This window comes from Citrobacter sp. On2M (genome assembly GCF_018035235.1).
Classification (GTDB): Bacteria; Pseudomonadota; Gammaproteobacteria; order Enterobacterales; family Enterobacteriaceae; genus Citrobacter; species Citrobacter meridianamericanus.
The window spans coordinates 1007814-1021623 of record NZ_WPCV01000002.1 but is presented as its reverse complement, the minus strand read 5'-3'; the positions used below and the strand labels follow the sequence as shown (position 1 = coordinate 1021623).

9 protein-coding genes are annotated in these 13810 nt (G+C 52.9%); 8 read left to right on the top strand and 1 reads right to left on the bottom strand.

The window, feature by feature from the left end:
* Positions 1 to 145 precede the first annotated feature (145 nt).
* The 6 genes from atoS to On2M_RS06965 all read left to right on the top strand — a co-directional run bounded on the left by atoS (position 146) and on the right by On2M_RS06965 (position 7411).
* The gene (gene atoS / locus On2M_RS06990; protein WP_151219890.1) at positions 146 to 1984 is read left to right on the top strand and encodes a two-component system sensor histidine kinase AtoS; all 1839 of its coding nucleotides are present in this window, start codon (positions 146 to 148) and stop codon (positions 1982 to 1984) included.
* Positions 1981 to 3366 (top strand): acetoacetate metabolism transcriptional regulator AtoC, encoded by a 1386-nt coding sequence (gene atoC / locus On2M_RS06985; protein ID WP_151219891.1) that lies wholly within the window; start codon positions 1981 to 1983, stop codon positions 3364 to 3366. The genes atoS and atoC overlap by 4 nt, the downstream gene beginning before the upstream one ends.
* A gap of 198 nt (positions 3367 to 3564) precedes the next feature.
* Positions 3565 to 4224: an acetate CoA-transferase subunit alpha gene (atoD, locus tag On2M_RS06980; RefSeq protein ID WP_003845129.1), complete on the top strand. Its 660-nt coding sequence runs from the start codon at positions 3565 to 3567 to the stop codon at positions 4222 to 4224.
* 2 nt (positions 4225 to 4226) lie between these two features.
* Positions 4227 to 4877 (top strand): 3-oxoacid CoA-transferase subunit B, encoded by a 651-nt coding sequence (locus On2M_RS06975; protein ID WP_151219893.1) that lies wholly within the window; start codon positions 4227 to 4229, stop codon positions 4875 to 4877.
* On the top strand, positions 4874 to 6196 hold the full coding sequence (locus On2M_RS06970) for a TIGR00366 family protein (RefSeq protein ID WP_187253443.1): 1323 nt from the start codon (positions 4874 to 4876) through the stop codon (positions 6194 to 6196). Before On2M_RS06975 ends, On2M_RS06970 begins: the two co-directional genes overlap by 4 nt.
* Before the next feature lie 30 nt (positions 6197 to 6226).
* On the top strand, positions 6227 to 7411 hold the full coding sequence (locus On2M_RS06965) for an acetyl-CoA C-acetyltransferase (RefSeq protein WP_187253444.1): 1185 nt from the start codon (positions 6227 to 6229) through the stop codon (positions 7409 to 7411).
* 42 nt (positions 7412 to 7453) lie between these two features.
* Here On2M_RS06965 and gyrA read toward each other — a convergent pair whose 3' ends face one another.
* Positions 7454 to 10090 (bottom strand): DNA topoisomerase (ATP-hydrolyzing) subunit A, encoded by a 2637-nt coding sequence (gene gyrA / locus On2M_RS06960; protein WP_151224748.1) that lies wholly within the window; start codon positions 10088 to 10090, stop codon positions 7454 to 7456.
* Positions 10091 to 10248: 158 nt separating this feature from the next.
* Between gyrA and ubiG the strand changes: the two genes are divergently transcribed.
* On the top strand, positions 10249 to 10977 hold the full coding sequence (gene ubiG / locus On2M_RS06955) for a bifunctional 2-polyprenyl-6-hydroxyphenol methylase/3-demethylubiquinol 3-O-methyltransferase UbiG (RefSeq protein WP_210904544.1): 729 nt from the start codon (positions 10249 to 10251) through the stop codon (positions 10975 to 10977).
* A gap of 444 nt (positions 10978 to 11421) precedes the next feature.
* Complete coding sequence (gene nrdA, locus On2M_RS06950; RefSeq protein WP_151219896.1) at positions 11422 to 13707, top strand: class 1a ribonucleoside-diphosphate reductase subunit alpha; 2286 nt, start codon at positions 11422 to 11424, stop codon at positions 13705 to 13707.
* Positions 13708 to 13810: the final 103 nt, after the last annotated feature.

Below are 13810 nucleotides of genomic sequence, written 5' to 3'. Positions count from 1 at the left end.
CATTAATAGAGTGTGGTTAAGGTAGCGGTAAATGTCCGGCGTCGCAATGCCCTCTCTTTACGGGAATATGATACACCGCTCTGAAACCATTGTCTTAACCCGTGATAATCATCGTTTGCCTGAAAAATACTGCACGGATGTCAGAATGCGCGACCTGAGATGGCTGGCTCGTCGGTTATACCCACGGCGATTACGCAACCAAATGATCATGATGGCAATTCTGATGGTCATCATTCCGACGATATCTATAGGTTATATCGTAGAAACTGAAGGCCGTTCAGCAGTCTTATCTGAAAAAGAGAAAAAACTGTCATCGGTGATAACCCTGCTAAACGATGCGTTAGGCGACAGCTTCAGTCACTACCCAAATCTGCCGCGTGAAGCGCGTATTCGCGCACTTAATCATGAGTTAGCCCCCGTCACCGAACGGATTACGCAGGCGTTTCCCGGCATTGGTGCTGGGTATTATAACAAAGAACTGGATGCCATTATCACTTACGCCCCCTCTGCGCTCTACCAAAGCAACGTAGGTATTACTATCACCGAAGATCATCCCGGACGCGAAGTGATGAGTAGCAACTTGCCTGTGGTCTATTCAGGACGACAGGTACGCGGCGATATACTCAACTCCATGATCCCCATAGAGCGCCAGGGTAAGGTTATTGGCTATATCTGGGCCAATGAGCTAACTGAAGATATCCGCCAGCAGGCCTGGAAAATGGATGTCAGGATTATTGCTGTCCTGGTTGCCGGCCTTATCTGTAGCCTGCTACTCATCGTACACTTTTCACGCCGCCTCAGTGCGAATATTGACATTATCACCGATGGACTCTCAACGCTGGCACAAAAAACGCCCGCCAGATTGCCTGAACTCCCCGGTGAGTTGGGACAAATCAGCCATAGCGTCAATGCGCTGGCGCAAACGCTACGAGAAACCAAAACCCTTAACGATCTGATTATTGAAAATGCTGCCGATGGAGTGATCGCCATCGACAGGCAGGGTGACGTCACCACCATGAACCCTGCGGCAGAGCAGATAACCGGCTATACGCTGCATGAGCTGGTTGGACAGTCCTACGCGACGCTCTTTGCCAACACACAATTTTATAGTCCGGTACTGGACACTCTTGAACACGGCACAGAACATGTAGCCCAGGAGATTAGCTTTCCGGGACGTGAACGCACCATTGAAATCAGCGTCACCACGAGCAGGATCCATAACGCCCACGGCGAGCTGATTGGCGCACTGGTTATTTTCTCCGATTTAACCGCGCGTAAAGAGGCCCAGCGTCGGCTGGCGCAAACCGAAAGGCTTGCCACCTTAGGTGAACTGATGGCCGGAGTCGCGCATGAAGTGCGAAATCCGCTGACCGCAATTCGTGGCTACGTCCAAATCATCCGCCAGCAAACCTCTCTACCGGAGCATCAAGAATATTTATCTGTTGTGCTAAATGAAATTGATTCCATTAATAAAGTTATTCAACAGCTGTTAGATTTCTCACGTCCCCGACAAAGCCAATGGCAACAGATTCAGCTCAATGCGCTAATTGAAGAAACGCTAATCCTGGTGCAAACCGCTGGCCTTCAGGCTCGGATCGCCTTTACCACGGAATTAGATCCCAGACTGCCGCCAATCGTCGCCGATCGCGAACTTCTCAAACAGGTGATCCTCAATATTTTAATCAATGCGGTACAGGCTATCGCTGCGCGTGGCGAGATTCGCATTCGCACCTGGCAATACTCGGCCTCGCAACAGGCCGTGACGATTGAAGATAATGGCAACGGGATCGATCTCGCCATCCAGAAGAAAATATTCGATCCCTTTTTTACTACAAAAGCATCAGGCACCGGCCTTGGACTGGCGCTGAGCCAGCGCATCATTAACGCGCATCAAGGGGATATCCGCGTCACCAGCCAGCCAGGCTGCGGGGCGATATTCACCCTAATTTTACCTCTTAACCCGCAGGGAAATCCGTCAGAATGAAAACGACCTACCGTATTCTCATCGTAGATGATGAAGAAAATGTTCGCCGTATGCTTGCCACCGCATTTTCCCTGCAGGGACATGAAACGCATGACGCCAGCGACGGGAAAGCCGCCCTGAGCCTGTTTAGCGAAATTCAGCCCGACGTGGTGCTGATGGACATTCGCATGCCGGAGATGGATGGCATCGACGCGCTGAAAGTCATGCGCACGCAGCAACCACGCATCCCCGTCATTTTGATGACCGCCTATGCCGAAGTAGAAACTGCAGTAGAAGCTCTACGTAGCGGCGCATTCGACTACGTGATTAAGCCCTTTGATCTCGACGAGCTAAGCATGGTGATTCAACGCGCGTTGCAATTGCAGGAAATGAAACAGGAAATCCGTAATCTGCATAAAGCGTTGAGCACCAGTTGGCAGTGGGGGCATATTCTGACCAACAGCCCACGAATGATGGATATCTGTAAAGACACGGCGAAAATCGCCCTCTCACAAGCAAATGTCCTGATAAGCGGTGAAAGTGGTACAGGAAAAGAGCTGATCGCGCGCGCCATTCACTACAACAGCACACGCGCCAACGGCCCGTTTATTAAAGTTAACTGCGCGGCTCTGCCTGAGTCGCTGCTGGAAAGCGAGCTATTTGGTCACGAAAAAGGTGCGTTTACCGGGGCACAGACGTTGCGCCAGGGGTTGTTCGAACGCGCTCATCAGGGAACGTTATTGCTTGATGAAATTGGTGAGATGCCGCTGGTACTGCAGGCTAAACTGCTGCGTATTTTGCAGGAGAGAGAGTTTGAACGCATCGGCGGACACCAGACCATTCGCGTTGATATTCGCATCGTCGCTGCCACCAACCGCTGTCTGCAAACGATGGTGAAAGAAGGAACATTTCGCGAAGACCTGTTTTACCGGCTCAACGTTATCCATTTGACTTTGCCTCCCTTACGCGAGCGTCGTGAAGATATTGCCTTATTAGCAAACCATTTTTTACAAAAATTTAGCTCTGAAAATCAGCGAGATATTATTGAGATCGACTCAACAGCGCTGTCGCTCCTCACCGCCTGGCCCTGGCCGGGTAATATTCGCGAACTGTCAAACGTCATCGAACGCGCAGTCGTAATGAATACCGGCGCAGTGATCTTTGCCGACGATCTCCCCGACCCGTTCCGCAACCTGGTTAGCGCTACGACAGAGACAAAACCGACTTATTCCGGGGAACGCAATCTGAAAGAAGAGATTAAGCGTGAGGAAAAACGCATTATCCTTGAAGTCCTCGATAGTCAGGACGGCAATCGCACCCGCACGGCGTTGATGCTGGGCATTAGCCGCCGCGCTCTGATGTATAAATTACAAGAGTACGACATCGATCCATCCGGTTCCTGATACGTAAATTTGCTATGCAGAATTTTGCACACTGCGCAAAACTCTGCATAGTTTCTCCATCCTTCCTTCAAAAACACAAGATAAATAACCGCATAATTTCAATAGGTTAATTAATTTCACTTCACCTTTTTCATTCTGGCATCCTGCTTGCAATTCCCTAAGCGTACCCAAAATGGAGTATGCAAAAAGGGAAACATAATGAAAACAAAACTGATTACCTTACAAGACGCTGCGGGCTTCTTTCGTGACGGCATGACCATCATGGTCGGTGGTTTTATGGGGGTTGGCACACCACCTCGTCTGGTTGAAGCCCTGCTTGAATCCGGCGTCAGAGATCTGACGCTAATCGCTAACGATACCGCCTTTGTCGATACCGGTATCGGCCCCCTGATCGTCAATGGGCGGGTAAGCAAAGTGATCGCTTCGCACATTGGTACCAACCCGGAAACGGGTCGCCGCATGATCGCCGGCGAGATGGACGTTCAACTGGTTCCGCAAGGTACCCTGATCGAGCAAATCCGCTGCGGCGGCGCGGGTCTTGGCGGTTTTCTGACGCCCACTGGCGTCGGCACCATCGTGGAAGATGGCAAACAGACCATGACGCTCGAGGGTAAAACCTGGCTGCTTGAACGTCCATTGCGCGCCGATTTAGCGCTTATTCGTGCCCACCGCGCTGACATGCTTGGCAACCTCACCTACCAGCTCAGCGCCCGTAACTTTAACCCGTTGATTGCCCTTGCCGCTGACATCACGCTGGTTGAACCGGATGAAATGGTGGAAACAGGTGAGCTGCAGCCTGACCAGATTGTTACCCCGGGCGCCGTTATCGACCATATCGTCATTCCACAGGAGAGCTAATCATGGATGCTAAACAACGTATTGCGCGCCGTGTGGCGCAAGAGCTTCGCGATGGCGATATCGTCAACTTAGGTATCGGCCTGCCAACCATGGTAGCCAATTACTTGCCCGCTGATATTCACATTACGCTGCAATCCGAGAACGGTTTTCTGGGACTGGGCCCGGTGACCGCCGCGCATCCTGACCTGGTTAACGCGGGCGGCCAACCGTGCGGTATTTTGCCGGGCGCGGCGATGTTTGATAGCGCGATGTCATTTGCGCTTATTCGCGGCGGTCACGTTGATGCTTGTGTGCTTGGCGGGTTGCAGGTCGATGAGCAGGCCAACCTCGCCAACTGGGTGGTTCCCGGAAAAATGGTGCCCGGCATGGGTGGCGCGATGGATCTGGTGACCGGTGCGCGTAAAGTCATTATCGCCATGGAACATTGCGCGAAAGACGGCTCTGCGAAAATCCTGCGCCAATGCACCATGCCGCTTACTGCGCAACATGCTGTGCACATGCTGGTCACTGAGCTTGCCGTATTTCGCTTTATTGACGGCAAAATGTGGCTGACTGAAATCGTCGAAGGTTGCGACATCGCTACGCTGCGTGAAAAAACCGAAGCCCATTTTGATATTGCCGACGATCTTCGCATCCAGCGAGGTGACGCATGATTGGCCGCATCGCTCGCTTTATGACACGGGTGGTCAGCCGCTGGCTGCCCGACCCGCTCATTTTCGCCATGTTATTAACGTTGCTGACTTTTGGCATCGCATTATGGTTAACGCCTCAGACGCCCATCAGCATGGTGAAATTCTGGGGGGACGGTTTTTGGAACCTGCTGGCGTTTGGTATGCAGATGGCGCTGATCATCGTAACCGGCCATGCATTAGCCAGTTCCGGGCCGGTGAAAAGCCTGCTGCGTACGGCGGCATCCGCCGCCAAAACCCCTGCTCAGGGCGTAATGTTGGTCACTTTTTTTGGTTCGGTGGCCTGCGTTATTAACTGGGGATTTGGTCTGGTGGTCGGGGCGATGTTTGCCCGCGAAGTCGCCCGTCGGGTACCGGGTTCCGATTATCCGTTACTGATTGCTTGCGCTTATATTGGGTTCTTGACCTGGGGTGGTGGTTTCTCCGGCTCAATGCCTTTGCTGGCGGCAACGCCTGGCAACCCGGTCGAGCACATAGCGGGGCTGATTCCTGTCGCGGATACCTTGTTCACCGGTTTCAATATCTTCATCACCGTGGCACTGATTGTGGTGATGCCGTTCATCACACGCATGATGACGCCAAAACCTTCAGATGTGGTGAGCATCGATCCGAAACTGTTACTGGAAGAGGCTGATTTTCAGAAGAAACTGCCGCCAGATGCGCCGCCATCTGAAAAACTGGAAGAGAGCCGCATTCTGGCACTGATTATCGGCGCATTAGGGATTACCTATCTGGGCATCTACTTTGCCGAGAAGGGTTTCAACATCACCATCAATACCGTCAACCTGATGTTTATGATTGCCGGTTTACTGCTGCACAAAACACCGATGGCCTATATGCGCGCGGTCAGCGCTGCCGCACGGAGCACAGCCGGTATTCTGGTGCAATTCCCCTTCTACGCGGGCATTCAGCTGATGATGGAGCACTCCGGTCTCGGTGGGCTCATTACCGAGTTTTTCATCAACGTTGCCAACAAAGATACCTTCCCGCTGATGACCTTCTTCAGTTCAGCACTGATTAACTTCGCCGTGCCATCCGGCGGTGGCCATTGGGTTATTCAGGGACCGTTCGTTATGCCTGCTGCTCAAGCGCTGGGTGCCGATCTTGGCAAATCTGTCATGGCCATCGCCTACGGTGAGCAATGGATGAACATGGCACAACCGTTCTGGGCACTCCCTGCTCTGGCCATCGCCGGATTGGGGGTACGCGACATCATGGGGTACTGCATCACCGCCCTGCTCTTCTCCGGCATCATTTTTGTTATTGGATTGACCTTGTTCTGACGGCAACCTCTTATTTAAAGGAACTGAAAAATGAAAAACTGTGTCATCGTCAGCGCGGCTCGTACCGCAATCGGCAGTTTTAACGGCGCACTGGCAACTACGGGAGCCGTCGAGCTTGGAGCAACCGTCATTAGAGCCGCTCTTGAGCGCGCTCACCTTGACCCACTGCGCGTGGACGAGGTGATTATGGGCAACGTGTTGCAGTCAGGGCTCGGCCAAAACCCGGCGCGTCAGGCATTATTAAAAAGCGGCTTGTCCGACACCGTTTGCGGCTTTACCGTCAACAAAGTGTGCGGCTCTGGCCTGAAAAGCGTGGCACTTGCCGCCCAGGCAATCAAAGCGGGACAAGCCCAGGCGATCGTCGCGGGGGGTATGGAAAATATGAGCCTGGCTCCCTACCTGTTAGACGCGAAAGCCCGTTGGGGATATCGCCTCGGTGACGGGCAATTGTCTGACGTCATTCTGCGCGATGGCCTGATCTGCGCCGAGCATGGTTACCATATGGGGATCACTGCAGAAAATGTCGCCAAAGAGTATGGTATCAGCCGCGAAATGCAGGATGAGCTGGCTCTGCAATCACAGCGTAAAGCCGTTTCCGCAATTGAATCTGGCGCATTTCAGGCTGAAATCGTGCCCGTGAGCGTGTCATCACGGAAGAAAACCATCATTTTTGATCGTGATGAATTCCCCAAAGCTGACTCGACGGCAGAAGGCCTCGCCGCGTTGCGGCCAGCCTTCGATAAAACAGGAACTGTTACCGCAGGTAACGCCTCAGGGATCAACGACGGCGCGGCGGCATTAGTGGTAATGGAAGAGTCTGCGGCACTGGCCGCTGGGCTAAAACCGCTGGCGCGGATCAAAGCCTGGGCCAGCGGCGGCGTGGCACCGGCTATGATGGGAATGGGGCCGGTTCCAGCCACACAAAAAGCGTTACAGCTGAGCGGACTGCAACTGTCCGATATCGATCTTATTGAAGCCAACGAAGCCTTTGCCGCGCAGTTTCTTGCCGTCGGCAAAACGCTGGGGTTCGATCCGCAAAAGGTTAACGTCAACGGCGGGGCAATTGCGCTAGGACATCCCATTGGTGCCAGCGGTGCGCGAATTCTGGTGACGCTGCTGCATGCGCTACAGGCACGGGATCAAACGCTTGGACTTGCCACGCTGTGCATTGGCGGCGGTCAAGGAATCGCGATGATTGTGGAACGAATGAACTAACAAAAGGGCCGGATTTCTCCGGCCCTTTTTATAACGTTTTAATTACTCTTCAGCGTCGTCCGCTGCATCGTCATCGCTTTCCGCTTCAGGTGCGATATCATCGTCCCCTTCAGCAGCGCTGCCGTCGATGGAGTCGAGCTCTTCATCATCAACCGGCTCAGCAACGCGTTGCAGACCCACAACGTTTTCATCTTCCGCAGTACGGATGAGGATCACGCCCTGAGTGTTACGCCCTACCACGCTGATTTCCGACACGCGTGTACGCACCAGCGTACCTGCATCGGTGATCATCATGATCTGGTCGGTATCCTCAACCTGCACTGCGCCCACAACGGAACCGTTGCGCTCGGTGACTTTGATGGAGATAACGCCCTGGGTCGCACGAGACTTGGTCGGATATTCTTCCGCCGCCGTACGTTTGCCGTAGCCGTTCTGGGTCACGGTCAGGATAGCACCTTCACCGCGCGGAACGATCAGCGAGACAACGCTATCGCTTTCCGCCAGTTTGATACCGCGTACGCCGGTCGCGGTACGCCCCATCGCACGAACGGCATCTTCTTTAAAGCGCACCACTTTACCGGCAGCAGAGAACAACATGACTTCGTCGGAGCCAGACGTCAGATCAACGCCAATCAGTTCATCGCCTTCGTTCAGGTTAACCGCAATGATACCGGCTGAACGCGGACGGCTGAACTCGGTCAGCGCCGTTTTCTTCACGGTACCGCTGGCAGTTGCCATGAAGACGTTTACGCCCTCTTCGTACTCACGTACCGGCAGAATCGCGGTAATACGCTCGTTAGCTTCCAGCGGCAGCAGGTTGACGATTGGACGTCCACGCGCGCCACGACTGGCTTCTGGCAACTGATAAACCTTCATCCAGTACAAACGACCGCGGCTGGAGAAGCAGAGGATTGTGTCATGGGTGTTGGCCACCAGCAGGCGGTCAATAAAGTCTTCTTCTTTAATTCGTGCTGCAGATTTGCCTTTACCCCCACGACGCTGTGCTTCGTAGTCGGTTAACGGCTGATATTTCACGTAGCCCTGATGAGACAAGGTCACGACAACATCTTCCTGGCTAATCAGATCTTCGATGTTGATGTCAGCGCTGTTCGCGGTGATTTCGGTACGACGCGCGTCACCGAACTGTTCACGAATCAGCTCCATCTCTTCACGGATGACTTCCATCAGACGATCGGCACTGCCCAGAATATGCAGCAGTTCAGCGATCTGCTCCAGCAGCTCTTTGTATTCGTCGAGCAGTTTTTCGTGCTCAAGGCCGGTCAGTTTCTGCAAACGCAGATCCAGAATGGCCTGAGCCTGCTGTTCAGTCAGGTAGTACTGACCGTCACGCACACCAAATTCTGGCTCCAGCCACTCAGGACGCGCGGCGTCATCACCGGCACGTTCCAGCATGGCAGAAACGTTGCCCAGCTCCCACGAACGCGCGACCAGCGCGGCTTTCGCTTCTGCCGGGGTTGGCGCACGGCGGATCAGCTCGATGATCGGATCGATGTTCGCCAGCGCAATCGCCAGCGCTTCAAGGATGTGGGCACGGTCGCGGGCTTTACGCAGTTCAAAGATAGTACGGCGAGTTACGACTTCACGGCGGTGACGTACAAACGCAGCAATAATATCTTTCAGGTTCATGATCTTCGGCTGGCCATGGTGCAATGCAACCATGTTGATACCAAAGGAAACCTGCAGCTGGGTCTGGGAGTAAAGGTTGTTCAGAACCACTTCCCCGACCGCGTCGCGTTTGACTTCAATCACGATGCGCATACCGTCTTTGTCAGACTCATCACGCAGCGCGCTGATACCCTCAACGCGTTTGTCTTTTACCAGCTCAGCGATTTTCTCGATCAGGCGCGCTTTGTTCACCTGATACGGAATTTCATGAACGATGATGGTTTCACGGCCTGTTTTGGCATCCACTTCGACTTCCGCACGGGCGCGAATGTACACTTTGCCACGACCGGTACGGTAGGCTTCTTCAATACCACGACGACCGTTGATGATCGCGGCGGTCGGGAAGTCCGGACCCGGAATATGTTCCATCAGCCCTTCAATGCTGATGTCTTCATCGTCAATGTATGCCAGACAGCCGTTGATCACTTCCGTCAGGTTGTGCGGCGGAATGTTGGTGGCCATACCTACCGCGATACCGGACGAACCGTTCACCAGCAGGTTAGGAATTTTGGTCGGCATGACATCAGGAATTTGTTCGGTGCCGTCGTAGTTATCGACGAAATCAACCGTTTCTTTTTCCAGGTCAGCCATCAGCTCATGGGCGATTTTCGACATACGGATTTCCGTATAACGCATCGCCGCTGCGGAGTCGCCATCGACAGAACCAAAGTTACCCTGACCATCTACCAGCATGTAACGCAAGGAGAATGGCTGCGCCATACGAACAATGGTGTCGTAAACGGCGGTATCACCATGAGGGTGGTATTTACCGATTACGTCACCAACGACACGGGCAGATTTTTTATAGGCTTTATTCCAGTCGTTGCCCAATACGTTCATGGCGTAAAGTACGCGACGGTGAACCGGCTTCAGGCCATCTCGGACGTCTGGCAGCGCACGGCCAACAATGACCGACATCGCATAATCCAGATAGGAGCTCTTCAGCTCTTCCTCAATGTTGACCGGTGTAATTTCTCTCGCAAGGTCGCTCATCTAACCGCTATCCCTCTACTGTATCCCGGATTCAAAGGTCGCAAATTATAACACATACGTGAAGATTCAGGTAAATGGATTCCCCCTGACAGAGGCTTTATTCATCCTGTCAGGCTGATATACTCATTTGCATCGCAAATTTAGGAGTAGAAGCCCCAATGAATGCCGAAAAACCCCCGGTTACTCACAACGTTGACCATGAAGAAATTGCCAAATTTGAAGCAGTCGCGTCGCGCTGGTGGGATCTTGAGGGTGAATTTAAGCCACTACACCGTATAAACCCACTGCGCCTGGGCTACATTACTGAACGCTCAGGCGGCCTGTTTGGTAAAAAAGTACTCGACGTCGGCTGCGGCGGCGGCATTCTGGCGGAAAGCATGGCGCGCGAAGGCGCAACCGTCACCGGGCTGGACATGGGCTTTGAACCGTTACAGGTCGCAAAACTGCATGCGCTGGAGAGCGGCATCCAGGTGGAGTACGTACAAGAAACTGTCGAAGAACATGCGGATAAGCATGCGCATCAGTATGACGTTGTGACCTGCATGGAAATGCTGGAGCACGTACCGGACCCGCAGTCGGTGGTCAGAGCCTGCGCCAGACTGGTTAAACCAGGCGGCGAAGTGTTTTTCTCCACGCTTAACCGCAACGGCAAATCCTGGCTGATGGCGGTGGTCGGCGCGGAATATATTCTGCGGATGGTGCCGAAAGGCACGCATGATGTGAAAAAATTTATTAAGCCCGCTGAACTATTAGAGTGGGTTGACCAGACCGTGCTGAAAGAGCGTCATATGACTGGCCTGCACTACAACCCCATCACCAACACCTTCAAACTCGGCCCGGGCGTAGATGTGAACTATATGGTGCATACCACCGCCAGGATTGATTAAGCGCTTCAGTAGGCCGGATCAGGCGTTCAACGCCGCCATCCGGCATGCTAATGGGAACAATGCCTGATGGCGCTTCGCTTATCAGGCCTACCAATCCTGAGTAGTACCGACACAGCAATTTTTGCGCCAGATCATAAGAACTTTCCTTACCTTAGATGAAGAAATCAGCACTCGATCAAAATTTCTATTTTTTTTCTCAATTATTGACATCCCCGCCAGGCCTTATAAGACGCGCACTTAGCGATTCTTACCCTTTTGCAACCTCAATTTAACCTCAAAATCAACTCTTGTGCTGAAAAGAATCCCTACTAGAATACTCACCATATAGCGTCTATTTTATCAAACAACCCCTACATATAGTATTTATCCACAGACTTAGTCACAACATGACTTTGTGGATAATATGGGGGATATTTTTTCTTTCACGGACAGGTAAAAAACCACATGAATCAGAGTCTGCTGGTGACAAAGCGTGATGGTAGTACAGAGCGCATCAATCTCGACAAAATCCACCGAGTTCTGGATTGGGCGGCAGAAGGACTGAATAACGTATCGATTTCTCAGGTCGAGCTACGCTCCCACATTCAGTTTTATGACGGTATCAAGACCTCCGATATCCATGAAACAATCATCAAAGCTGCCGCCGACCTGATCTCCAGTGAAGCGCCGGATTATCAATATCTGGCTGCTCGCCTGGCGATTTTCCATCTGCGCAAAAAAGCCTACGGCGAGTTTGAGCCGCCGAAACTGTTCGACCATGTGGTGAAAATGGTTGAAATGGGCAAATACGACAATCATCTGCTGGAAGACTATACGGAAGAAGAGTTCAAGCAGATGGACTCGTTTATCGTTCACGACCGTGACATGACCTTCTCCTACGCTGCCGTGAAGCAGCTGGAAGGTAAATACCTGGTGCAAAACCGTGTTACCGGTGAGATTTATGAAAGCGCGCAGTTCCTTTACATTCTGGTCGCTGCCTGCCTGTTCTCCAACTATCCACGCGAAACGCGTCTGCAATATGTAAAGCGTTTTTACGACGCCGTTTCTACGTTTAAAATTTCGCTGCCGACGCCGATTATGTCCGGCGTACGTACCCCTACCCGTCAGTTCAGCTCCTGCGTACTGATCGAGTGTGGCGACAGCCTGGATTCTATCAACGCCACCTCCAGCGCGATTGTGAAATACGTTTCCCAGCGTGCCGGTATCGGCATTAACGCCGGTCGTATTCGCGCGCTGGGCAGCCCGATTCGCGGCGGTGAAGCCTTCCACACCGGCTGTATCCCGTTCTATAAGCACTTCCAGACGGCGGTGAAATCCTGCTCCCAGGGCGGCGTGCGCGGCGGTGCTGCGACCCTGTTCTACCCAATGTGGCATCTGGAAGTTGAAAGCCTGCTGGTGCTGAAAAACAACCGCGGCGTCGAAGGCAACCGCGTGCGTCACATGGACTACGGTGTACAGATCAACAAACTGATGTACACCCGTCTACTGAAAGGCGGCGACATCACGCTGTTCAGTCCGTCCGACGTTCCGGGGCTGTATGATGCATTCTTCGCCGATCAGGACGAATTCGAACGTCTGTATACCCAATATGAAAACGACGATAGCATCCGCAAACAGCGCGTGAAAGCGGTTGAGCTGTTCTCACTGATGATGCAGGAACGTGCCTCTACCGGCCGTATTTACATTCAGAACGTGGATCACTGCAACACTCACAGCCCCTTCGATCCGGTTGTTGCCCCGGTGCGCCAGTCCAACCTGTGCCTGGAAATCGCTCTGCCGACCAAACCGCTGACCGACGTTAACGACGAAAACGGTGAAATCGCGCTGTGTACGCTATCCGCCTTCAACCTGGGTGCAATCAAAGATCTGAGCGAGCTGGAAGAGCTGGCCGTACTGGCGGTACGTGCGCTGGATGCATTGCTCGACTACCAGGATTATCCGATTCCAGCCGCCAAACGCGGCGCAATGGGCCGTCGTACGCTGGGTATTGGCGTGATCAACTACGCCTACTGGCTGGCGAAAAACGGTAAGCGTTATTCTGACGGCAGCGCGAATAACCTGACTCACAAGACCTTTGAAGCTATTCAGTATTACCTGCTGAAAGCGTCTAACGAGCTGGCAAAAGAGCAAGGCGCGTGCCCGTGGTTTAACGAAACGACCTACTCACAGGGTATTCTGCCGATCGATACCTATAAAAAAGATCTCGATGCGATCGCCAACGAGCCGCTGCATCTGGACTGGGAACAACTGCGTGAATCCATCAAGACGCACGGCCTGCGTAACTCCACGCTGTCTGCCCTGATGCCATCGGAAACCTCTTCGCAGATTTCCAACGCCACCAACGGCATTGAACCACCGCGCGGCTACGTGAGTATCAAAGCGTCGAAAGACGGTATTCTGCGCCAGGTCGTACCGGACTACGAACACCTGCACGACGCGTATGAACTGCTGTGGGAAATGCCGAACAATGACGGCTATCTGCAGTTGGTAGGCATCATGCAGAAATTTATCGATCAGTCGATTTCTGCCAACACCAACTACGATCCATCGCGCTTCCCATCCGGAAAAGTCCCGATGCAGCAGTTGCTGAAAGACCTGCTCACCGCCTACAAATTTGGTGTCAAGACGCTGTATTATCAGAACACCCGCGATGGTGCAGAAGATTCTCAGGACGATCTGGCGCCGTCTATTCAGGATGACGGTTGCGAAAGCGGCGCATGTAAGATCTGATATTGTGATGCCGGATGGCGGTGTAAAAGCCTTATCCGGCCTACAAAAGCATCGGTGTTGTAGGCCGGATTAGCGCGGCGCTATCCGGCATAAAACTCCAAAC